Source organism: Bradyrhizobium sp. USDA3010 (assembly GCF_056429065.1).
In genome coordinates, this window is record NZ_JBWJZD010000036.1 from 33,591 (window position 1) to 55,124 (window position 21,534).

Consider the following 21,534-nt stretch of genomic DNA (forward strand, 5'->3'; position numbering starts at 1 on the left):
CACCATTCGTCATCAACGAATGATGTCGAAGCTGTAGTCGGTTTTGCCAAGAAGGTTAGTCTTCTTGTCGATTTCGTCGAAGATCTTGTCGAGGATCTTGACCAGCACATTCAGGCCACCCTGATAACCCCAAACGGGCGAGCGGTGATGGTGATGCCGATCAAAGACTGGAAAGCCAATTCGGATCAGTGGCGTTCCAGTGTCACGCTCGAGGTACTTGCCGTACGTGTTGCCAATCAGAAAATCGACCGGCTCGGTAAATAGGAGCGAGCGCAAGTGCCAGAGGTCCCGGCCAGGGTAGACTTGGCAGCTCTGCCCAAACGGCGAGCTTGCAAGCAGCGCCGCCATTTTTGTCTGCCATGCCTTGTTGCCGTTGGTGGAAAGCACATGGGTTGGCTCGGCGCCCAGTTCGAGCAGAAAGGCAGCTACCCCGTAGCAGAGATCCGGATCACCATAGATCGCGAACTTCTTGCCATGGATATGCGCACTGGAATCGGCGATGGCATCGACCAAGCGGCCGCGCTCTCGTGCGAGTTGCTCCGGAATGTCCTTGCCGCCGATCCGCGATAACGCCACCAGCAAGTCATCCGTCGCGGATAAGCCAATCGGGTAGTTGAAGGACAAGACATCCTGACCATGCTCGGCCACGAATTGCAACGTTTTCTCCGTACACCACTCCTGCATGGAGATTGTCGCCTTGGCGTGAACGGCGTTGGCTGCGTCTTCCAGCGTGGTGCCACCGTCATACATCCGGAACTCGCCATCTGTCGGGGTGTCGAAGACTTCGGAGTTGTCGGCGAGTATGGTGTGCTGGATTCCCATCAGTTCCAGGATGCGCCTGATCTCGCGAAGGTTTCCGACGGTATAGCCATCGAAACCGCCGATGATGTTGATGGCCTGGTTCGGCCTGCGCTCCAGCTTCGGCACCGTTCCGGCCTTGCCGTCCCAAAAATGCTCCAAGATGCCCTTGAGCGCGTTGTCGTAGCCGGTGACGTGGCTGCCGACGAAGGCCGGCGTGTGGGCGAACGGCACGTCGAACTCCGCCGGAACCGAGCCCTTCTCTTTGGACGTCTTGATGAAGGCGTTCAGGTCATCGCCGATCACCTCAGCCATGCAGGTCGTGGAGACCGCAATCATCTTGGGTTTGTACATGTTGTAGCTGTTGGCGAGCCCGTCGATCATGTTGTTCAGGCCACCGAATACAGCAGCGTCCTCCGTCATCGACGAAGAGACGCAGGAACACGGCTCCTTGAAGTGTCGCGACAAATGGCTGCGATAATAGGCCACGCAGCCTTGCGAGCCGTGAACGAAAGGCAGCGTGCCTTCAAAGCCGACGGAGGCGAATACGGCGCCAAGCGGCTGGCAGGCCTTGGCCGGGTTTATCGTTAGCGCCTCCCGCGCAAAATTCTTCTCGCGGTACTCCGGCGTTTTCGTCCATTCCTTGATACGCTCGACTTCGGCGGGCTCGCGGGGATCCTCGAACATCTTCTTCTTGTCCAGCATCTGCTGGTATTCTGGACCGCGGAACAGTTCGAGATGATCGAGCACGTGCTCGGCACTTTGCGCCATTATTAAGATCCTTTTACTATCGAAATTGACCGCCCCGCTCTCCGCTGAGAGCGAGACTTGTTGCCCTATTCTGCAGCCAAGAGCTTGGCCCTCGGCGTTTCCTTCCAGGGCGCCTTCGTCTTTTTCCAGACAGGCGAGTTGACAGCCATGTCCATGTCGCGCGCAAAGATCGCAAAGCCGTCATAGCCGTGATATGGACCCGAATAGTCCCAGGAATGCATCTGCCTGAACGGCACGCCCATCTTCTGGAACACGTATTTTTCCTTGATGCCCGAGCCGATGAGGTCAGGCTGGAGCTTTTCGACGAAGCGCTCGAACTCGTAGCCATTGACGTCGTCATAGATCAGCGTGCTGTCCTTTACGTAGTTCTGAGCGGTGCGCTGATAATCGTCGTTGTGGCCAAACTCGTATCCGGTGCCCACGACTTCCATCCCGAGGTCTTCGTAGGCGCCAATCACATGACGCGGACGAAGCCCGCCGACGTACAGCATGACCGTTCGGCCCTCCAGGCGCGGGCGATACTTCGCAACCACCGCGTTGACCAGCGGCTGGTACTTTTCAATCACCCGCTCGGCCCCTTCCTTGATCTTGTCGTCGAAATAGGCCGCAATCTTCCGCAGCGATTCTGCGATCTTTGAAGGTCCGAAGAAGTTGTATTCGCACCAGGGGATGCCGAATTTCTCTTCCATGTGGCGGGAGATGTAGTTCATTGAACGGTAGCAATGCAGAAGGTTGAGCTTGGCTTTCGGAGTTGCCTCGAGTTCAGCGAGTGAACCGTCCCCGGACCACTGCGCGATCACCCGCAGGCCCATTTCCTCCAGCAGAATTCGCGATGACCAGGCATCACCGCCGATATTGTAGTCGCCGATGATTGCAACATCGTAAGGCGTCGGCTCGAACTTTGGTGCGCCGTCGGGCTCGAGCTTGTCGAAGATCCAGTCACGCACCGCGTCGTTGGCAATGTGGTGACCTAGTGACTGCGACACGCCACGAAAACCCTCGCAGCGGACCGGCACGATGGTCTTGCCTCCATACTCCTTGGATTTGGTTCTTGAGACAGCCTCGATATCGTCGCCGATCAGTCCGATCGGGCATTCCGATTGGATGGTGATGCCGTTGTTGAGGGGAAACAGCTCCTGGATTTCGTCAAGAACTTTGACAAGCTTCTTGTCACCACCGAATACGATATCCTTTTCCTGGAAGTCGGAGGTGAATTGCAGGGTCACGAAGCTATCGATACCCGTCGTACCAACGTAATAGTTGCGGCGCGATCCCCACGAATACTGGCCGCAGCCAACAGGACCATGGCTGATATGGACCATGTCCTTGATAGGCCCCCAAACCACGCCCTTGGATCCCGCATAGGCGCAGCCCCGGATCGTCATCACGCCGGGTATGGATTTGATGTTGGACTTCACCCCGCAGTCGGACTTGCCGGCCTGGTGAACGTTGAGGTGCTTGGCACGCCTTTTCGCGGTTTTCTCCGGATAGACCTTCAGCACCTCCTCGATCAGCTGTTTGTTGCGAGCCCTGATATCTGCGATACTCTGGGTCGTGGCGAGACTCATCTGATGTCCTCAAGGTTAGCTGTTGCAAGAGCGGCTTCTGACCAGAACTTTTGCAACCAGCATGCCAGCGCTTCGCGAACACAAAACCCATAACGATTAACGGCAGTTAGCGCGTCTCGCGCGGGGGCAACGCCGTTGTTACGAAGGCGACATCACGCTTTGCTCGGAGGCTTCTTGGTTTGACCTGTTCGAAACGGAACAAGGGGGAGCTATGCGCGAAATGGCCCCGCTCAGCTATCAGCGCGTGTTTTCGTTCTAGACGTGAACCCATAAACCTGCCGGGCGGACGGCTTGCCAGAATCCGCTATGGCCCGATAGCGACCAAATTCCGCAGCGCGACGAAATAACGCAAAGAATCGAATCATGCGCTACGAACTCAGCGATTGCGAATGGACCGCCATCAAACCGATGCTGCCGAACAAGCCGCGGGGCGTTCAGCGCGTAAATGTCCGTCGCGTGCTTAATGGCATCTTTTGAGTCGTGCGTTCGGGTGCGCGATGGGGCGACCTGCCGGAGCACTACGGCCCCCGCGCTCGACGAAGGCGGACGCAAAACAAAAGCAGCTGCGAGGTGCCCTGGCCAACCAGGCTTGCCAATGCGAACTTTGCTTGCCGAGACCTCAGGTGTTGACCTTCTGCGATGACGATGATGCTCAGGGGCACGACGTCATTCTACTTCGCAGCTCAATGCAGGCTCCCTCTCACCCCGACGCAGCACGCTCGCCGATCACGCGAATAGCTGGCGCGCCTTGATAAGTGCGCGCACGAGCACATCAATTTCTTCGCGGGTGTTGTAAAGTCCAAGGGACGCACGGCATGTTGCCAGTGCGCCGAAGCGCTTGAGCAGCGGCATCGCGCAGTGAGCCCCCGCCCGCACCGCTACACCGGCGCGATCGAGGACGGTGGCAATATCGTGCGCATGCGCACCTTTCACATCAAACGAGATGATCGGCCCCTTCTCGGCCGGCGCCCCGACCATGCGCACGGAGTTGATGTCCCCGAGCTGCTCTTGCGTGTAAGCGAGCAGTGCGCTCTCGTGCTTGCGGATCTGCGCCTTGCCTATTGAATTGATGTAATCCACGGCTGCGCCCAACCCGATCGCCTCGACGATCGGCGGCGTACCTGCTTCGAACCGGTGCGGCGGATCCCCATAAATGACACCGGAACGCGAGACCTCGCGGATCATCTCGCCGCCGCCATTGAAGGGCGTCATCGATGCCAGATGCTCGGATTTGCCGTAAAGCACGCCGATTCCGGTCGGACCATAGAGTTTGTGGCCGGTCATGACGTAGAAATCGCAATCAATGTCGCAGACGTCGACGCTCAGATGGACGCATCCCTGTGAACCGTCGACCAGCACCGGGATACCACGAGCATGTGCGACCCTCACCAGGTCTTTCACCGGCAAGACCGTGCCGAGCACGTTCGACATCTGTGTGATTGCGACCATCTTGGTGCGCGAGGTCAGCAGTCGTTCAAATTCATTGAGCAACAAGTTACCGGCATCATCCACTGGTGCCCATTTGATCACTGCACCGAGCCGTTCCCTAAGAAAATGCCATGGCACAATATTGGAGTGGTGTTCCAAAATTGACAGAACGATCTCATCACCCGGGCTGATGCGCTCACGACCGAAAGTCTGCGCGACCAGATTGATTGCCTCGGTGGCGCTGCGGGTGAAGATGATCTCTTCGTTCAAATGCGCGTTCACAAACCGCGCCACCTTGGCACGGGCGCCTTCATAGGCCTCGGTCGCCGCATTGGCGAGATAGTGCAAGCCGCGATGAACGTTGGCATATTCGCTGGAGTACACCTGCATCATGCGGTCAAGTACCGCCTTTGGCTTTTGCGCGGACGCAGCGTTATCGAGGTAGACGAGCGGCTTGCCGTACACGGTCATGGCCAGCGCCGGAAAGTCACTACGCAGACGGTCGACCTCGTAACGACCATCGCTGACCGCGGGATGTTCGCTCATCGCCGCAGCCAGTGTTCAGCTTGCGCGGCCACAAAATCGCGCAGGTTATCGGCAGCGATCTCCTCAATCGACTCTCCAATGAACGCTTTAATGAGCAACATCTGCGCATCCTTCTCGGATAGCCCCCGCGCGCGCAGATAGAATACGAGATTGCCATCCAGCGCTCCTGAGGTCGCTCCGTGGCCGCAGGTCACGTCGTCGGCCGAGATTTCAAGTTCTGGCTTATTGTCCGCCTCGGCCTGATCGGATAAGAGCAACGCTCGCGTCGACAGGCTGGCGTCGGTCTTCTGGGCGGCGGGACGAACGACGATTCGGCCCTGAAACACCGAGCGGCCCCAATCATCAACGACCGCGCGGAACTTCTGCCGACTGGTGCAATGCGGCACGGCGTGGTCGACCACGATTGTTGTGTCGGCGTGCAGTTTATCTTTGATGAGATTAACCCCGTTCGCAGAGAGCTTGGATCCCTCGCCGCCCAGCGTCACGAATCCCTGATAGCGATTGATGGAGCCGCTGCACGTCATGCTGAAGAGATCGAGCTTAGCTCTGGTGCCGACCGCGATGATCCCCGATGAGATGTTCACCGCATCAGCGGCGTCGGCCGCTACCCGGATGTGCGAAAGGCTCGCCTCGTCCCCAACCAGGGCAATTAGCACATCGTTGGCCTGATAGCCGCTTGAGCCTTCGGCCGAGATGAAACTTTGCATTACGGCCGCATGCGCCCCTTTATCGAGCTGCAGATATGAGCGTGTAAAAGCGGACACCGAGGATCCGGTTGCGACCTGAACGATTTGAACTGGGCGTTTAATCGTGTTGCCTTCGGCAATCGTAATCACCAGACCATCTCTGGCCATTGCCGCATTGAGCGAGATCACCGCATCGTCCGTCGTCGAAAGCACCAAACCGGCCATTGCGCCAGTACCCGAGTTCTCCAACACCTCTCGCAGTGACTGCACATGGAGCTCATTTTGCAGCTCGCCGAGATCCGATAGCTCGGGCGCGAATATGCCGTCCACCAAGACCAATTTGACCGCATGATCGACAGCCACTCGTCTGGCCGACGCCTTTGCGCGCGCCAGCGCCGCCGCATCCGGTCGCGGAGCGAGTGGCAACACCTCGCCGATCAGGGCACGCAGATCCGTGTATCTCCAGGCCTCCATGCGCCGATGCGGCAGGCCGGCGCGCTCATAGGCTTCGAATGCCCTCGCACGGATATGGGGGACGAGGCCCGCGCCAGGCAGCCGTCCGAGCGCTGCTGCGAGAACATTGCTCGTTGCGCACCCGGCATCGGCCTTAGCCAATACTTGCTTCATGGGGAAGTCCCTTGAGCCGTCAGGCCGCGGTTTCGAACTGGGCGTAGCCACAGGCCTCGAGTTCCAGCGCGAGTTCCTTGCCGCCGCTCTTCACGATGCGGCCTTTCGACATCACGTGCACATAATCGGGCACGATGTAATGAAGGAGCCGCTGATAGTGGGTGATCACGATCATCGCACGTTCCGGCGAACGCAGGCCGTTGAGGCCGCTGGCGACGATACGCAGCGCGTCGATATCGAGACCGGAATCGATCTCGTCCAGGATGCATAGACTCGGCTCAAACAACGCCATCTGCAGGATCTCGTTGCGCTTCTTCTCGCCGCCCGAGAAGCCGACATTGACGCCGCGCTTGAGCATGTCCCGGGTGATGTTGAGCGACTCGGCCACTTCACGGACCTTTTTCAGAAATTCGGGCGTGGAGAATTCGCCTTGGCCGCGCGCCTTGCGCTGGGCGTTCAGTGCCGTGCGCAGGAAGTTCATGGTGGTGACGCCGGGGATCTCGACCGGGTACTGGAACGCCAGGAACACGCCCTTGGCGGCGCGCTCATCGGTCTCCATCTCCAGCAGGTCTTCGGCCTTGAACAGGATTTGGCCGCCGGTGACTTCATAGCCGGGCTTGCCGGCGATGACATGAGACAGCGTTGATTTTCCGGAGCCGTTCGGCCCCATGATCGCGTGCACTTCGCCCGCATTGACCATAAGATCGAGGCCACGGATTATTTCGCGACTGTCGACACCAACATGCAGATCTTGGATTTCGAGCAGTGTCATTTTCGATCTGATCCCTCAAAATGCGTCGTTCGGAACGGTGAGCCGGGTTCGCGGGACGTTTGGTTATCCGACAGACCCCTCGAGAGAGATCGAGATCAGCTTCTGCGCCTCCGCTGCGAACTCCATCGGAAGCTTTTGCAGGACATCTTTCGCGAAACCGTTGACGACAAGGCCGATGGCCTGTTGCTCGCTCAAGCCTCTTTGCAAGCAGTAGAACAGCACGTCCTCGGAAATCTTCGACGTCGTCGCTTCGTGCTCGAACGTCGCCGAGGAATTCTTGGCCTCGACATAGGGCACAGTGTGCGCGCCGCATTTGTCGCCGATCAGGAGCGAGTCGCAGGCGGTGTAGTTGCGCGCGCCGGTGGCTTTGCGGTGCGCACTGACGAGGCCGCGATAGGTGTTCTGCGACTTGCCGGCGGCGATGCCCTTGGAGATGATCCGGCTCGACGTGTTCTTGCCGAGGTGAATCATCTTGGTGCCGCTATCGACCTGCTGGAAGCCGTTCGAGATCGCGATCGAGTAGAACTCGCCGCTCGAATTGTCGCCGCGCAGGATGCAGCTCGGATATTTCCAGGTGATCGCCGAACCGGTCTCGACCTGGGTCCAGGAGATCTTCGAATTCTTGCCGCGGCAGTCGCCGCGCTTGGTGACGAAATTGTAGATGCCGCCCTTGCCTTCCGAATTGCCCGGGTACCAGTTCTGCACCGTCGAATACTTGATCTCGGCATCGTCGAGCGTGACGAGCTCGACCACCGCGGCGTGCAGCTGGTTCTCGTCGCGCTGCGGCGCGGTGCAGCCTTCGAGATAGGAGACGTAGGAACCCTTGTCGGCGATGATCAGCGTGCGCTCGAACTGGCCGGTGTTGCGCTCGTTGATGCGGAAATAGGTCGACAGCTCCATCGGGCAGCGCACGCCCGGCGGCACGTAGACGAACGAGCCGTCGGAGAACACCGCCGAGTTCAGCGTCGCGAAATAGTTGTCCGAGGTCGGCACCACGGTGCCGAGATATTTCTGCACCAACTCGGGATGCTCGCGGATCGCCTCGGAGATCGGCATGAAGATCACGCCGGCCGCCTTCAGCTCCTTCTGGAAGGTGGTCGCGACCGACACCGAATCGAACACCGCGTCGACCGCGATCTTGCGGTTCGGCGCCTGCTCGCCACCGAGCGGCGGCTCGACGCCTTCCAGGATCGCGACCTCGCGCAGGGGAATGCCGAGCTTCTCATAGGTCTTGAGGATTTCCGGATCGATCTCGTCGATCGAGGACAGCGTCTTCTTCGGCTTCGGCGCCGCGTAGTAGTAGATGTCCTGGTAGTCGATCTTCGGATAGTTGACGCGCGCCCAGGTCGGCTCGGTCATGGTCAGCCAGCGGCGATACGCTTCCAGGCGCCATTCCAGCATCCAAGCCGGCTCATTCTTCTTTGCGGAGATGAAGCGGACGGTGTCTTCCGACAGGCCTTTCGGGGCCTTGTCGGACTCGATCAGCGTCTCAAATCCATAACGATACTGGTCGACGTCGATGCGCCGGACGCGCTCGACCGTCTCTTGTACAGCTACCATTGCTTACTCCATTCGCGCATGGACGATCCCCGATGGCGATGATCGCGTCGCCTCTCCTCCGAGCGGATCGCGCAAGTCACGGCCGACTCGAGGCCAGGGTGTGAAAGAACCAGGAGACGAACCCAAAAGGGAGCCGCCCTCGATAGGGTTTCGATCATGTTTCGCGCCGGAGTGCCGCCCGTCGGCTACTCGATCTATGCCGGCACACAGGTATCAGGCACCGGACAAACGACGGCGCATTGCGGCGCATCAAAATGCCCTTCACATTGAGTGCACTGGCTCGGATTGATCACATATATGTCGTTCTTCAGGCTGATCGCGGCGTTAGGGCATTCGTACTCACACGCACCACAGACCGTGCATTGTGACGCGATTATCTTGTAGGCCATCACTACGATTCCATAAGCAAAGGTGCGAGATTACGCCTTGCCTTCAAGTCTCATGCCAAGGAGTCTTGTGCTTGATTTGTCTTGGCTACTTTCGATAGCGCAAGCCGCCGCCTCGACCAGGTGTCGTAAACCCTACAATCGGCATCGCAGCTGCTTGATCTCGTAGCTTGCGCATTGTCGAGATTCGCGATAGCCAGCGATCATGTGAAGGGGTTCGCCAATAAGAAGCAGCTCGGCTCGACCTGACGTGACGGCGGAGCGCTTTTGAAGTGGTATCGATTGTAGCCGTGCCACCGTCTCGGGGGGATCGCAGATCGCCCTCTGGTGATGGTTCTGCTCGCCCAGACAGCGGCAGCGAAGGCACCACGATGTCAATCGGGCGACGTCGTCATCGGCTCAAGCAACGTCTCCATATCGCAACCAGAAAAATCGTCGCGATGGCACTAAATGGAACCGCTCCGGTGATCGAGGGCCTCCTGGCCGAGCCGGCGCACGCAAATGTTCAAATCTCGCAGATTACGGCCGCGATCGGCGTCGCAAATAAATCTCAGCGGACCCCAGCAGATTGATAGAGCCGAAAAAAAGCCACCCCGGAGGGTGGCCCAAGTCAGGGAGGAAACGCCCGTAGGGGCCTCTGGGATCAGGCTGCAGCCTGCTCGATCGGTGAGAACGGGAGCCCGAGACTGTCGGCCACCGCCTTGTAAGTCAGCCGGCCTCGATGGACGTTGAGGCCTGCACGCAAATGCGGATTTTCCACCACGGCGGAAAACCCTTTGTTGGCCAGAGCCAAGCCAAACGGCAGCGTGGCGTTATTTAGTGCCTGGCTCGAGGTGAGCGGCACGGCGCCGGGCATATTGGCCACGCAATAATGAATGATGCCATCCACTTCATAGGTTGGATCGGCGTGAGTGGTTGGGTGCGACGTCTCAAAACAGCCGCCCTGATCGATAGCGACATCCACAAGCACGGCCCTCTTACGCATCGAGCTCAGCATGCTCCGGCAGATTAGCTTCGGCGCACTCGCACCTGGAACGAGCACGGCACCAATCACAACATCGGCCGCAAATACCTCTTCCTCCACAGCTTCGATGGTCGAAAACCTGGTTCGAACGCGCCCTTCGAATAGCTCATCCAACTCGCGCAACCGAGGTATCGAGCGGTCGATGATGCTCACCTCTGCACCCAGACCGACCGCCATCCGTGCCGCGTGCGTACCAACGACGCCACCACCGATCACCACGATGCGGGCCGGCTGAACACCGGGCACGCCACCGATCAACAGCCCTCGTCCGCCTGCACTGCGCTTTAGGGCGCTACCCGCCGCTTCGACCGCGAGCCTACCTGCGACTTCGCTCATCGGAGCCAGCAGCGGAAGACCACCATGCCCATCAGTCACGGTCTCATAGGCGATCGCGGTGCAACCCGATTTTAGAAGCCCCTTGGCCTGCTCCGGGTCCGGCGCCAGATGCAGATATGTGAACAGGATCTGGCCCTCCCGCAGCTGGCTCCATTCGGACGGCTGAGGTTCCTTGACCTTCACGATCATTTCGCTCGATGCGAATACCTCAACTGCAGAATCCAGAATCGCTGCGCCGGCGCTGCGATAATCGTTATCGGTTGCGCCAATGCCGGCGCCGGCATTGGTTTCGATCATTACGCGGTGGCCCGCTGCCGCGTATTCGCGGACGGCTCCAGGGGTCAGGCCCACGCGATATTCGTGTGCCTTGATTTCCTTGGGAACTCCGACCTTCATTTGCAAACTCCCTGCCTAGTGCGCCTTTCTAATTGAAAGAGCGCAGCGATATTGCGACGCAGCAGCCCAAATTGCGCAGGAATTCAGCGATCTTTGACCAGCCGTGCAGGTTTTCGATGCCGAATGGGTTGAGCGACCGTGCTCGCTAAGCTTAACCGTCGTACTCCGCGATGGAGATGACGCGCTTAATCGCAACAACGATTCCAGTCTTGCCGACCTTGTTAAAGAACGAACAACGTAGTCTGCCAGTGAGGCAGGATTTGCCCAGCGGCTGGATTGCTTGCCACCGCTGATGGACAAATGACCATTGATCATCAATCTGATTCCTAGATGCGCACGCTTGACGCCTTCATGCTTGTCGCAAATGGGCGTGGATTGTTCAACAAATCCGAGGCAACTGTTCGCCTGACAACCAATCGACGATCCGTCCGCCGCCGAAACTGGTCGCTATCTGCACAAATTTGTGATCGTCAGCTACCGTCTCGCCAATATCAGCAGCATCGCGTCCGAGCGGATGCGCCTTCATAGCTGCAAGCACTGCGGCGGCCAAATCGGGCGCGACGATCGCAACGAGCTTGCCCTCATTGGCGACATGGATCGGATCAAGCCCAAGGAGTTCGCAGGTCGCCGCAACCGCGGGCTTCACCGGAATGGCTGCTTCCTGTAGACGGAAGCCAAGGCCCGATTGATGCGCAATCTCATTGAGGGTTGCCGCAAGACCCCCGCGCGTTGGGTCGCGCATCACCCGGATGCCGGCGCCGCCAGCCGCAATCATGACCGCGACAAGGTCATGCAACGCCGCGGAATCCGACACGATCTCGGTTTGAAACGCGACGTTCTGGCGTTTTGTCATGATTGCCACGCCATGGTCGCCAAGGCTGCCGGACACCAGCACACGGTCCCCGACCATGGCCTTATCGGCGGAGAGATCGAACTCATGGGCCAGAGCCCCGATCCCGGTCGTGGCGATAAACAGACCATCGGCCTTGCCGCGCTCGACGACCTTAGTGTCCCCGGCAATGATGTAAACGCCCGCGCCGCGCGCTGCCGCGCCCATCGAATCCGCAATCGTCTTCAGATCAGACAGCGGGAAACCCTCCTCGATGATGAAGCTGGCCGACAGATAGAGGGGCCGCGCGCCGGACATCACGACGTCGTTAATCGTCCCGTGCACAGCGAGTGAGCCGATATTGCCGCCGGGAAAGAACAGCGGCGAAACCACATAACCGTCGGTGGTCATCACCATCTTACCCGTCGCAACGTCAAAGGCCGACTGATCATTGCGGCGGGCAAGCCATTCATTACCGAAGGCTCGGTGAAAAAGGCTGGAAATCAGCTGTGCCATGGCTCGTCCCCCGGCCCCATGGGAAAGATCAACGCGTCCGTTCTCGAGATCGAGCTTGCGTTGATAGCCCTGTACGCTCATGACGTTTGCCTCACCTGATCATCGCGAACCCGGCCATATGTCCAATACGCCGCACACGCGCCTTCCGATGAGACCATGCAGGATCCTATGGGAGTTTCCGGCGTGCAGAGGGTTCCAAACAGCTTGCAGTCGACTGGCCGCTTGGCGCCGCGCAGGATGGCGCAGCACTCGCACGCCGGATTGTCGGCGACACGCAGTTCGTGCATCGCAAAACGCGCCTCCGCGTCGAACCGCGCATAGGCCTGCTTCAGCTTCAGTCCACTATTTGGTACGAAACCGAGCCCGCGCCATTCGAACTGCTCACGCGATTCGAATGCCTGCGAGACCTCGTCCTTGGCGCGCCGATTGCCTTCACGCCTTACTGCACGGCTGTATTGGTTCTCCACGTCATAGCGGTCTTCGTTCACCTGCCGCACCAGCATCAGGATCGCCTGCATCACGTCGAGCGGTTCAAATCCGGCGATCACGATCGGCTTGCCGAATTGTTCCGCCAGGAGCTCGTAAGGCTGCGTCCCGATGATCGTGCTGACATGTGCAGGCCCGACGAAACCATCGATTGCGGTCCCTCCGATATTGCGGATCTTCGGGTTCTTAAGAATGCTCTGCATCGCAGAGGGTGTAAGCACGTGGTTGCAGAACACGCTAAGGCGCCTCAGCCGCTTCTGCTCGGCTATCCGGATCATCACGGCCGTCGGCGGAGTGGTGGTCTCAAATCCGATGGCAAAGAACACAACCTCGCGACCCGGCGCCTGTTCGGCGATCCGGATAACGTCGAGCGTCGAGTAGACCATCCGGATGTCTGCGCCGAGCGACTTGGCTCGCAACAGGGACTGTCCTTGCGAGCCAGGCGCCCGCATCAGGTCGCCGTAGACGCAAAGGGTGACCTCCGGCCGCTCGACGAGACGAATCGCCATGTCGATCCGGCTGGCAGGTAGAACACAGACCGGACAACCGGGCCCGTGGATCATGCGCACATTCGCGGGCAGCAGATCCTCAAGGCCATAGCGTGATATCGCATGAGTGTGTCCGCCGCAGAATTCCATGAACCGATAGGCTTTTTGCCGATCGGCTTCGGCCTTAATCGCAGCGGCGAGCCCCTGCGCAATGGTCTTGTCGCGAAATTCGTCAGCATACTTCATGACCGGAGTTCCTGCCCCGCTCTGCCTAGCTCCTGCAGGAGATTCAGCGTGCGCTTGGCTTCTATCGGATCGATCTTGGCCAGCGCATACCCAACATGAACAAGGACGTGATCGCCGACGTCGAGCTCGTCGATAAGAGCAATCGATATCTCCAGGCTAACACCATCGATGCACACGACGGCCATGTGGTCGGGAAGAATTTTTTCGACCTTTGCTGGAACCGAAAGACACATATCAGGCTCTCCCTTCGCTGGCGGACGACTGTTCAGCAATCTGCAGAGCGGCAATCCAGGCTTGGCCAAGGCTCAAACCACCATCGTTGGGGGGCACCCGCTGTGGCACCAGCGGGGTCAGGCCGGCAGCGCAGCACCCGCGCCAGATTTCATCCATCAGTACCGCGTTCTGAAAGCAGCCCCCGCTCAGAACGACGGTATTGACGCCGGTTGTCCGCGCGGAGCGCATGACCCAGTCAACGCAGGCGGCGGCGAAGGTGCCATGAAACAGGCCGGCTCCACCCGCGGCGTCAATGTCGTCTGCAATCAACCGCGCAAACAGCGGACGAAGCGACAGCACGCCACCATCGATCGCCCATCCGGCCTCTAGAATCGCAGTCCGCCGCACTAGCGCCTCGAGCTTGATCGCGGCTTCCCCTTCATAGCTCTGCCAACTCACAATCCCCAGCAGCGCCGCCACCGCGTCGAATAACCGGCCCGCGCTGGTCGTGGTGGCCCCGCCCGACTGATCGAGCAAGGCCGACATACATCCAGCTTGCCGTTGCCCTGCAAAGCGCGGCGCGATTTCGTTACCCCGTCCGAGCCAGTGTAGTATCGCGCTCGCCATGCGCCACGGCTCGCGGGCTGCGCGATCACCACCAGGTATTTGCAGCGGCGCGAGATGACCGATGCGCCGGCACATCGCGCCTTCGCACAACAATAGCTCGCCACCCCAGTTACCGCCATCCGAGCCAAAACCATGGCCGTCGAGCACCAGAGCAAGCGCCGGTCCCGCATGACCATGTTCAGCGATCACGGCGGCAGCGTGTGCGTGGTGGTGCTGGACCGCAATTAGCGCGCGGCCGCTTGCTTGCGCAAAGCGGGTGGATGCCATGTCGGGATGCAGATCATGGGCGGTGACGACAGGCTCTACGTCAAGGATCGATGCGAGGTGCCGGATCGTCCCCTCGAACACACGGATGCCTTCGGGCGTATTGAGGTCGCCAATATGTTGGGAGACGAACGCTTGGTTGTCGCGCGTGATGGTGACGGTCGATTTCAGCTCGCCGCCGACGGCGAGCACAGGCGGCACAGACTGCGCAAGTCGGATCGGTTCGGGAACATAGCCACGAGCGCGACGAATGAATTGGGAGCGGCCAGCCACCACCGCGACCACGGAGTCATCAGCACGGGTTAAAATATCCCGATCATGGGTCACGACAAGATCGGCGATCGCCTCGAGTCGGCGCAGCGCCTGCGCGTTGTCGATCAGGAGAGGTTCGCTACAAGGATTAGCACTGGTGACGACGATGACCGGGCTTGGTTCTGCAATCCATGCTCTTGTCGGGCGAAGCGCATGAAAGATCAGATGATGCAGCGGGGCTACCGGCAACATGACACCAACGCGAGACAAGCCGGGCGCTATGGCGGGCGCCAGACATTTGCGCGAAGTTAGAAGGACAATGGGCCGCGCTACGGATTCGAGCAGCGCGAGCTCGAGAGCGTTCGCTTCCGCGATCTCGTTGACGCGCTCTATGGAACCGAGCATAACTGCGAACGGCTTCTGACGGCGCTGCTTTCTGCTGCGCAGGCGCTGCACAGCGTCCTGGTTACGGGCATCGCAGAGGAGCTGGTAACCGCCGAGACCCTTTATGGCTACGACTTGACCGCCTGCGATTGCAGCGACAATGGCGTCGATCCCATGGCTAAGCCGAGGGCCGCATTCTGGACACGCGATCGCCTCCGCATGAAACCTGCGGCTCGCCGGATCCGCATATTCGGCCGTGCAGGCGGCGCACAGCCTAAACGCCTTCATCACCGTGTTGTTGCGATCGTATGGGAGCCGTCCGGCAATAGTGTAGCGTGGACCACAATGAGAGCAGCTAATGAAGGGATAAAGGTAATGGCGATTCTCTGGATCGAATAGCTCACTGAGGCATTGCCCGCAGGTCGCGGCGTCGGCGATGATGTGCGTTGACGATTTACCGCCTTCGCTCGCGCCTATCGAAAAGTCTTCTGTCGCGAGCGGCGCCGTCTCCTGAACGCAGATGTGTTCGATGCGTGCCAACGGAGGCGCCTCGAGCGGCAACGTGGCAACAAATTCCGACGCACGGCCACCTTCGACCTCGATTGTGACGCCCTCCGGGCCGTTGACGACAAATCCTGCCAATCCGTACCGCGTAGCGAGGCCATAGACATAGGGACGAAAGCCGACCCCTTGCACCGCCCCTCTCACGCGCACGCGTAGTCGTGTTCGGTCGCAAATGGTTGCGGCGCTCATCGCCTGGCGTCCTCTACGGCGTGCCTTTGGTGGGCCACCTGTCTATAAATCCAAGCGTAGAGCGCGCCAAAACCCTCGCCGGTACGGGCCGAAACCGTAAGCACTTCGATCTTTGGATTGGCGCGTTTGGCATATCCAATGGTCTTGTCCAGATCGCACTCAAGCCATGAGGCTAGATCGATCTTGTTGATCACCATGAGTGAAGAAGCCGCGAACATATCGGGATATTTCAGCGGCTTGTCTTCACCTTCGGTCATCGACAACACAACGATCTTGCAGGCCTCGCCAAGATCGAAGGCCGCGGGACAGACCAAGTTACCGACGTTCTCGATGAAGAGAATACCGCGCGTGAGCCGCGGCAAGCGGCGATAAGCCTCGCCAATCATTGCAGCATCGAGATGGCAGCCCTTACCCGTATTGACTTGAATAGCTGGCACGCCGGCCGCTCGAATGCGTTCGGCATCGTTTGAGGTCTGCTGATCGCCCTCGATGACTCCGGTCGGATAGCTGCGCTTGAGCTCGGATACGGCGCGGACGAGCAGCGAGGTTTTGCCTGCTCCGGGACTCGACATAAGATTAAACACCAGCAGCTCATCGGCCGCAAAGAGCGTCCGGTTGTCGGCTGCGATCGCATTATTCTTGCCGAGGATGTCCCGCTCGACCCGAATGATGCGTTCGCTGTTCATGTTCACGACCTTCAATCCAGCCGGGCCCGCGCCGCAGCTCAGACGCGCTTGCCGACCATCCGTCTGATACTGTTTGTGATCACGGCTGTGGCGGGCATGGGATGAATGCTGCACGCTCTCGTCGCCGTGACAATGTGCGTCATGGCGCTCGCAATCGTCCTGCCCATGAGGATAGCAACGGCCTTGGCTCTCCAGATCACGCGCTCCGGCAAGTTCGATCGAAGACATCCCTTGGCTGCAACCGCAAACGGTACACATCAATCGATCTCCAGTTCTTTCACTCGCATCTGATCGCCCCCGGTTACCTGCAACTGATAGCTGCCGCAGCGAGGGCAGCGCTCACCGCGGCGAGCAATTTCGACGCTGTTTGAACAGCTGATGCACCAGGCGATGCCCGGGAGTTCGAGGATTTTAAGGGCTGCACCTTCGGTAATCGTTCGTGTCGCAACGACAGCAAAGCAGAACCTGATCGCTTCGGGCGCGACATGGCTCAGCGCCCCGATTTCCAGACAGATGCTCCGCACCCGCGACAACGATCGGTGACGCACCTCCTCCTCGACGATTTGGATGATGCCCAGACAAATCGCCATTTCATGCATCGTCAACCTTGCGAAACCTGAGTGTGACTCCGACACAGGGATCAAGCGATTCAATCACCGCACGAACCGCTTTCCGATGCCGTCTCGCCGTCAGCACCGCGCCCTGCAGGTTCCGAACAAGCGGTCCGTTTCTATGGAAATTCCATTCCGTCGGAACGAGAAATTCGAAGCGGCATATCTGGCCCTGAGGATCAAGCTCAACCGCATGATAGAGCCTGCCCCTGGCGCATTCGACCGCGGTCGCGGCGCGTCCCGGCCCCAACCTGTAGCTTTTGATGATCCCAGGCTCAGCCGAGTCGATATGAGCACCGGACTTGAGCCAATCGCATAGCCGAACGATTTCTGCAATTCTGGCCTTCAGCCGCTCGACCGCACCCGACCGACCCAGCCAGAGCCGATCACGCGTCATTTGGCGTGCCCATGGACCCGTCTCGGGCGCACGCCCCCAAGGTCGGGACAATGGCAAAATGTCGGGTCATCGCCGAGCAGCCGTTCGATGATGTTGCGGTCGTCGGCAGCGGACAGGAACGAGTGCGCGATCCGGATCGATTTCAGGTCGATCTCGTCCAGCGCGGCTATGCGAATTGCCAGTGGGCTGCCCGGCTTGGGCGCGCCATCTCCGTTCGGCATGCCGATCGCGGCCAGCCCAGCCACAATTCTCGCCGTCGCTTCGCGTCGAGCAGGACCGCAGGCCCGTTGTCCGCTACTGATTAGTGCTGACATTCCCCGCATCACGGAGCGAATCGCGGCGGCACTTGCGGTGTCCTGCGCAAGATGTCCGACCAAGAGGCTCCGCAGCAATTCCGCGATGCGCTCGGCGACGACCAGCGTAACACGATGCTGCCTAGTCGTGGGGCTGATCGCTTCGTCGCGCGCCGTCTCGATCGCAGACAGCAGTGCCGCTTGCTGCGCAACGGCACACAATGCCAAGAGCCGCGGGATCTGTTTGAGCAGCAACGAGGCCGGTTTGCCAGCGAACAGCCGCGCGAGCGGTGGCCGGACCCGCGGCAGGATCTCGACCGCGTCAACTACATCGGCAGCAAGCCAGACCGTGACATCGATTTTGTTGCCGATCGCGAAGCTCATATGCACCGCTGCGTCATTAGCTCGCACAAGACATGTCGGCAGCAGCCGTCCGCGCGCAATCTGCGAGATCCCCCGGATTCCAAGCATTCTTTGAGTTCTTCATGTGAAGTATGTCTCCATAATTTCCTGCAGGCGCTCGGCGGAGTCCTCGAAATCCTCGTCGGCAGCCAAGGCAACGATCGGCACGTCTCCGACCTCCACCGTATCAAGGATTACGTTGTCCAAAGAATTGAAGTACTGCACCGACCAGACGTTCCTCACCCCGGTCGCCTGCACGCGGCATGTGCCGTAACCGCGGAAGATGAGCTGGACCGGACCATTGCCCAAACCTTGCTGCAGGAATGCCAAGTCCACAGCACTCATCGGCAGCAACGTCAGATTGATAACATGCGCTCGCATGCCCGACCGCCAGACACGCGCCCGCTCCCGTATTTCCGCTAGCACCGGGAGCACGTTGATGGCGCCGTCCGGCGCCGCGCCAATCACAAGATCGCCAGACGTTAGGTCAGTTGCGGCGCGCTGCACAATCTGCGGGATTGCCCCAACCTCAACATATTCGTGGGTCGGCTCGGACCCGATACGCACGCGCCAGATTCCCGCAAGGACCGCCTCCCGGAGTTGCGCAAAAGAGCCATCTGGCAACGCAACCACGCCGGCGACCTCGCCCTCGCCGAACACTTCGCCAATCAGCTTGCGCTCGAGCTCGCTGAGATTGGCGAGGCCGTACAGCTGCGTCCGAGTGCTCTGCCTCTGGCCGCGAGCGGCAGCGGCGACATTCGACAACAGCACCGTGGCATTCGGATAGTTCCTTGCAAGCTCGTTGCCGTCGCGCCGGGCGCGCTTGGCTAGCGCCTCCATAGTCGTCAGCCCGCTATGGAATACATCGAGACTTTCCGTGCCCGTGGCAGACTTGCTCACCACCTGCTCGGCGTCCTCGGATACGACCCGGACCGCTGTCTTCATGATGCGATGTCCCGTTGGATCTATCGGGAGGCATTGCCGGCACAAATGCTACCAGCGTACAGCCAAACGATCGGTACGAGGATGCAGTCGATCTTGACCAAACGGACCAGACGCCTGCCGATCAGGCAGAGCGTATCGTGCCGATGGCACAAAATCAGCGTCGATCGACGACGCAGGCCGAGCCGTCCGACCAGCTTTCCAGCTAACGCATGCGCAGGCACTGCGCCATGCACGCGACGCCGAAAAGCCTCGATCAATTCAGGAAGGCATAATGCGACATGGATGGCCCGGCGCGAATGTACGGCATCGACCGCCAGCAGCACTTCGGGCGCGTTCGCGGAAGCGTGCGTGACCAGGCGTGCATCCGCGCCGACGCTCTCCACCTCGGACGGACAGGGTGCGAGATCATGCCGCGTCGGCTGGAACTTCATCAGGCTCCTTTCTGATAGTCCTTAGTTTGAGCTAGGTGGGATGTAGCAAGGCACGTGCCAATCATCGCCTCGCTGTGAGGGAGACTGGAATCAATCGATCGAAGCATTTGACCTTTCCATGCAGAAGGTGCGCGCGATTGATCGATTTGCGGGCAGGCGCAGTCACCGCAACATCGGCAGCAGAACCGCTAACGTAGGTGCTCGGGCAATTGCGGCTCACGACCGATCAGGTCTGCAAAGAAGGGATCGCAGTCCTGGCCGTTACGGCTGGCGTCAAGCGCGTCGAGTGCTTCCGAGATCAGCCTTGCTTCATCCTCATCCAAGAGCCGCACGGCGCTATCGATATGAACGAGCACCCTGGCGCCGACCGGGGCCCCGTAGAGCAGCACGACCGAGACACGCCGCTGTTCATTGCGGTACTCACAAAGTGCCGTGATGTCGTCCGTCTCAATAATCGTCATTGGCAAACCAAGGCACATGATCAATCGCGAGCCGCTAGATCGGCTGCGCTCCCATCTCATAACTTGCATGGTCGATATTGTTCGCCAACAACCGTTCTGATGCAGGCAGCGGCGCCGTTCGCAGTGTGGCCGGCGAGCCCCACTGTGCCAGGAGTTTGCAAGCCAGTTCAATCGCCGGCGCAATCTGGAAGCGCACCGGAGCTGTCAGCGGACCGCCCCGATGCTCCAGGTCCAGCGCCTGACATCCGATGAGAGCGAGGTGTCGCGGGCAGCGGCCAAGCAGATCGGCCGCACTCAAGACCTCCTGAAAGCCGGTCTGATGTAGGCTTATCTTCTTGGCAGCAGAAAATTTTGGCACCTCGGCATCCCGCATGAGCTTCAACTCTCCGGGCGGGAGTGCAAAGTCGATGGCATCGAACACGATCAGGCAATCGGCCTGCTCAAGATAGCTCACGAGGTAGAGCCCCTGCGTGCCGCCATCAAGGATGGTGACGTTGTCAGCGACTACATAGCGGCGATGGAACTCCTCTACCGCCCGCACGCCGAACCCCTCATCGGCCCACAGGATATTGCCGATGCCAAGCACAAGGATCCGTTGCTTGTTGTCCGGAACTAGTAACCGCGTGCCATTCAATCGCGAAACTCGCGCTCACCCGAAATCATGGAGGAGATGCTCCGGCGCGACATGATGTCCTCCCGGATCACCGCGTAGATGTGAACCAGCACAAAGACCAAGATCACCCACAGGCCGAGACGGTGCCAGGTATGGACGTCCTGGCTATTCGGCCAGATTGAAAACACCCAGCCGAACAGCCTGTCCTGCCAACTGTCGCTACCGGCGCCCTGCCCATAAAGTGCGAAGCCTGTGACGATCATGAACGTGATCGTTTGCGTAAACATAAGGAACATTGCGAGCTGAGCCAGGCGGTTGTGCCCGACGCGTCGGTCGGGCTCAACTGCAAGGAACGCGTACCAGCGAATCTCGTGGTGCACTTCGCGCCAAAAGCACCCGCGCCAGAGCGGAACGTAAAAGATCTGCATGGCATGCCGATTTCCAATCAGAGCCGAGTAAATGCGCAGAAGAAAGCCCACGCTGAGCACATATCCCGCAGAGAAATGCACAAATCGGATATAGCCGAACAGGAAATAGCCGCTTGCCTGTCCCGACATCGCCGGTGTGCCCGTTCCAATCAGATAGCCGGTTAGGGCCAGCATCAGAATGGCCGCCGCATTGACCCAGTGCCACAGTCGCACCGGCGCTTCATAAACGTAGGCGCCGCGACGGCCGATACTGCGCTCGGTCGGTGCCGCATCGACGGCAGCGGGGGGCTGCGGAGCCTCGTTTCGCATGT

General features: G+C 59.6%; 21 protein-coding genes and 1 pseudogene. 1 reads left to right on the forward strand and 21 read right to left on the reverse strand.

Annotated elements, in window-relative coordinates:
- Positions 1-12: 12 nt before the first annotated feature.
- A complete protein-coding gene (nifK, locus tag AC066Y_RS35720) occupies positions 13-1,569 on the reverse strand; it encodes a nitrogenase molybdenum-iron protein subunit beta (protein ID WP_478277958.1) in 1,557 nt (518 codons plus the stop codon).
- A 65-nt stretch (positions 1,570-1,634) separates the two neighbouring features.
- The gene (gene nifD, locus AC066Y_RS35725; protein WP_456828146.1) at positions 1,635-3,137 is read right to left on the reverse strand and encodes a nitrogenase molybdenum-iron protein alpha chain; all 1,503 of its coding nucleotides are present in this window, start codon (positions 3,135-3,137) and stop codon (positions 1,635-1,637) included.
- Positions 3,138-3,500: 363 nt separating this feature from the next.
- Between nifD and AC066Y_RS35730 the strand changes: the two are divergent.
- A pseudogene (locus tag AC066Y_RS35730) lies at positions 3,501-3,611 on the forward strand (IS5/IS1182 family transposase); the annotation flags it as partial.
- A gap of 252 nt (positions 3,612-3,863) precedes the next feature.
- Here AC066Y_RS35730 and AC066Y_RS35735 read toward each other — a convergent pair.
- The 19 genes from AC066Y_RS35735 to cybH all read right to left on the reverse strand — a co-directional run bounded on the left by AC066Y_RS35735 (position 3,864) and on the right by cybH (position 21,532).
- Positions 3,864-5,111: a cysteine desulfurase gene (locus tag AC066Y_RS35735; protein ID WP_478277959.1), complete on the reverse strand. Its 1,248-nt coding sequence runs from the start codon at positions 5,109-5,111 to the stop codon at positions 3,864-3,866.
- A complete protein-coding gene (gene sufD, locus AC066Y_RS35740) occupies positions 5,108-6,424 on the reverse strand; it encodes a Fe-S cluster assembly protein SufD (RefSeq protein WP_478277960.1) in 1,317 nt (438 codons plus the stop codon). The genes AC066Y_RS35735 and sufD overlap by 4 nt, the downstream gene beginning before the upstream one ends.
- A gap of 19 nt (positions 6,425-6,443) precedes the next feature.
- The gene (gene sufC / locus AC066Y_RS35745) at positions 6,444-7,196 is read right to left on the reverse strand and encodes a Fe-S cluster assembly ATPase SufC (RefSeq protein WP_478277961.1); all 753 of its coding nucleotides are present in this window, start codon (positions 7,194-7,196) and stop codon (positions 6,444-6,446) included.
- Between the two features lie 63 nt (positions 7,197-7,259).
- Positions 7,260-8,756, reverse strand: coding sequence for a Fe-S cluster assembly protein SufB (gene sufB, locus AC066Y_RS35750; RefSeq protein ID WP_478277962.1), 1,497 nt, complete (start codon positions 8,754-8,756; stop codon positions 7,260-7,262).
- A gap of 194 nt (positions 8,757-8,950) precedes the next feature.
- The gene (locus tag AC066Y_RS35755) at positions 8,951-9,145 is read right to left on the reverse strand and encodes a 4Fe-4S dicluster domain-containing protein (protein ID WP_128971097.1); all 195 of its coding nucleotides are present in this window, start codon (positions 9,143-9,145) and stop codon (positions 8,951-8,953) included.
- Between the two features lie 640 nt (positions 9,146-9,785).
- Positions 9,786-10,898: an alanine dehydrogenase gene (gene ald / locus AC066Y_RS35760; protein WP_478277963.1), complete on the reverse strand. Its 1,113-nt coding sequence runs from the start codon at positions 10,896-10,898 to the stop codon at positions 9,786-9,788.
- Positions 10,899-11,277: 379 nt separating this feature from the next.
- Positions 11,278-12,324, reverse strand: a complete 1,047-nt coding sequence (hypE, locus tag AC066Y_RS35765) for a hydrogenase expression/formation protein HypE (RefSeq protein ID WP_478277964.1) — start codon at positions 12,322-12,324, stop codon at positions 11,278-11,280.
- Positions 12,321-13,463, reverse strand: a complete 1,143-nt coding sequence (hypD, locus tag AC066Y_RS35770) for a hydrogenase formation protein HypD (protein WP_478277965.1) — start codon at positions 13,461-13,463, stop codon at positions 12,321-12,323. Before hypD ends, hypE begins: the two co-directional genes overlap by 4 nt.
- Positions 13,460-13,696, reverse strand: coding sequence for a HypC/HybG/HupF family hydrogenase formation chaperone (locus AC066Y_RS35775; RefSeq protein ID WP_456718501.1), 237 nt, complete (start codon positions 13,694-13,696; stop codon positions 13,460-13,462). The genes hypD and AC066Y_RS35775 overlap by 4 nt, the downstream gene beginning before the upstream one ends.
- Before the next feature lies 1 nt (position 13,697).
- On the reverse strand, positions 13,698-15,956 hold the full coding sequence (hypF, locus tag AC066Y_RS35780; RefSeq protein ID WP_478277966.1) for a carbamoyltransferase HypF: 2,259 nt from the start codon (positions 15,954-15,956) through the stop codon (positions 13,698-13,700).
- Positions 15,953-16,900 carry a hydrogenase nickel incorporation protein HypB gene (gene hypB, locus AC066Y_RS35785; RefSeq protein ID WP_478277967.1) on the reverse strand — a complete coding sequence of 316 codons (948 nt, stop codon included), beginning with the start codon at positions 16,898-16,900 and terminating at the stop codon, positions 15,953-15,955. The genes hypF and hypB overlap by 4 nt, the downstream gene beginning before the upstream one ends.
- Positions 16,900-17,241, reverse strand: a complete 342-nt coding sequence (gene hypA / locus AC066Y_RS35790; protein ID WP_456724961.1) for a hydrogenase maturation nickel metallochaperone HypA — start codon at positions 17,239-17,241, stop codon at positions 16,900-16,902. The genes hypB and hypA overlap by 1 nt, the downstream gene beginning before the upstream one ends.
- Positions 17,234-17,650: a hypothetical protein gene (locus AC066Y_RS35795; RefSeq protein WP_478277968.1), complete on the reverse strand. Its 417-nt coding sequence runs from the start codon at positions 17,648-17,650 to the stop codon at positions 17,234-17,236. The genes hypA and AC066Y_RS35795 overlap by 8 nt, the downstream gene beginning before the upstream one ends.
- The gene (locus AC066Y_RS35800) at positions 17,647-18,327 is read right to left on the reverse strand and encodes a hypothetical protein (RefSeq protein WP_478277969.1); all 681 of its coding nucleotides are present in this window, start codon (positions 18,325-18,327) and stop codon (positions 17,647-17,649) included. Before AC066Y_RS35800 ends, AC066Y_RS35795 begins: the two co-directional genes overlap by 4 nt.
- 99 nt (positions 18,328-18,426) lie before the next feature.
- Entirely contained in the window at positions 18,427-19,290 is an 864-nt protein-coding gene (locus AC066Y_RS35805) for a hydrogenase expression/formation protein (RefSeq protein ID WP_478277970.1), read from the reverse strand.
- Positions 19,291-19,310: 20 nt separating this feature from the next.
- On the reverse strand, positions 19,311-19,721 hold the full coding sequence (locus AC066Y_RS35810; RefSeq protein ID WP_478277971.1) for a thioredoxin domain-containing protein: 411 nt from the start codon (positions 19,719-19,721) through the stop codon (positions 19,311-19,313).
- 188 nt (positions 19,722-19,909) lie between these two features.
- Positions 19,910-20,200, reverse strand: a complete 291-nt coding sequence (locus AC066Y_RS35815) for a HypC/HybG/HupF family hydrogenase formation chaperone (RefSeq protein WP_478277972.1) — start codon at positions 20,198-20,200, stop codon at positions 19,910-19,912.
- Positions 20,201-20,216: 16 nt separating this feature from the next.
- A complete protein-coding gene (locus AC066Y_RS35820) occupies positions 20,217-20,816 on the reverse strand; it encodes a HyaD/HybD family hydrogenase maturation endopeptidase (protein ID WP_478277973.1) in 600 nt (199 codons plus the stop codon).
- Complete coding sequence (gene cybH / locus AC066Y_RS35825; RefSeq protein ID WP_478277974.1) at positions 20,813-21,532, reverse strand: Ni/Fe-hydrogenase, b-type cytochrome subunit; 720 nt, start codon at positions 21,530-21,532, stop codon at positions 20,813-20,815. The genes AC066Y_RS35820 and cybH overlap by 4 nt, the downstream gene beginning before the upstream one ends.
- Positions 21,533-21,534 lie beyond the last annotated feature (2 nt).

Excerpts from the sequence above, each read along its gene's own strand:
- nifK (WP_478277958.1), bottom strand. The coding sequence starts at position 1,569 with ATGGCGCAAAGTGCCGAGCACGTGCTCGATCATCTCGAACTGTTCCGC.
- nifD (WP_456828146.1), bottom strand. The coding sequence starts at position 3,137 with ATGAGTCTCGCCACGACCCAGAGTATCGCAGATATCAGGGCTCGCAAC.
- AC066Y_RS35735 (WP_478277959.1), bottom strand. The coding sequence starts at position 5,111 with ATGAGCGAACATCCCGCGGTCAGCGATGGTCGTTACGAGGTCGACCGT.
- sufD (WP_478277960.1), bottom strand. The coding sequence starts at position 6,424 with ATGAAGCAAGTATTGGCTAAGGCCGATGCCGGGTGCGCAACGAGCAAT.
- sufC (WP_478277961.1), bottom strand. The coding sequence starts at position 7,196 with ATGACACTGCTCGAAATCCAAGATCTGCATGTTGGTGTCGACAGTCGC.
- sufB (WP_478277962.1), bottom strand. The coding sequence starts at position 8,756 with ATGGTAGCTGTACAAGAGACGGTCGAGCGCGTCCGGCGCATCGACGTC.
- AC066Y_RS35755 (WP_128971097.1), bottom strand. The coding sequence starts at position 9,145 with ATGGCCTACAAGATAATCGCGTCACAATGCACGGTCTGTGGTGCGTGT.
- ald (WP_478277963.1), bottom strand. The coding sequence starts at position 10,898 with ATGAAGGTCGGAGTTCCCAAGGAAATCAAGGCACACGAATATCGCGTG.
- hypE (WP_478277964.1), bottom strand. The coding sequence starts at position 12,324 with ATGAGCGTACAGGGCTATCAACGCAAGCTCGATCTCGAGAACGGACGC.
- hypD (WP_478277965.1), bottom strand. The coding sequence starts at position 13,463 with ATGAAGTATGCTGACGAATTTCGCGACAAGACCATTGCGCAGGGGCTC.
- AC066Y_RS35775 (WP_456718501.1), bottom strand. The coding sequence starts at position 13,696 with ATGTGTCTTTCGGTTCCAGCAAAGGTCGAAAAAATTCTTCCCGACCAC.
- hypF (WP_478277966.1), bottom strand. The coding sequence starts at position 15,956 with ATGAGCGCCGCAACCATTTGCGACCGAACACGACTACGCGTGCGCGTG.
- hypB (WP_478277967.1), bottom strand. The coding sequence starts at position 16,900 with ATGTGTACCGTTTGCGGTTGCAGCCAAGGGATGTCTTCGATCGAACTT.
- hypA (WP_456724961.1), bottom strand. The coding sequence starts at position 17,241 with ATGCATGAAATGGCGATTTGTCTGGGCATCATCCAAATCGTCGAGGAG.
- AC066Y_RS35795 (WP_478277968.1), bottom strand. The coding sequence starts at position 17,650 with ATGACGCGTGATCGGCTCTGGCTGGGTCGGTCGGGTGCGGTCGAGCGG.
- AC066Y_RS35800 (WP_478277969.1), bottom strand. The coding sequence starts at position 18,327 with ATGAGCTTCGCGATCGGCAACAAAATCGATGTCACGGTCTGGCTTGCT.
- AC066Y_RS35805 (WP_478277970.1), bottom strand. The coding sequence starts at position 19,290 with ATGAAGACAGCGGTCCGGGTCGTATCCGAGGACGCCGAGCAGGTGGTG.
- AC066Y_RS35810 (WP_478277971.1), bottom strand. The coding sequence starts at position 19,721 with ATGAAGTTCCAGCCGACGCGGCATGATCTCGCACCCTGTCCGTCCGAG.
- AC066Y_RS35815 (WP_478277972.1), bottom strand. The coding sequence starts at position 20,200 with ATGTGCCTTGGTTTGCCAATGACGATTATTGAGACGGACGACATCACG.
- cybH (WP_478277974.1), bottom strand. The coding sequence starts at position 21,532 with ATGCGAAACGAGGCTCCGCAGCCCCCCGCTGCCGTCGATGCGGCACCG.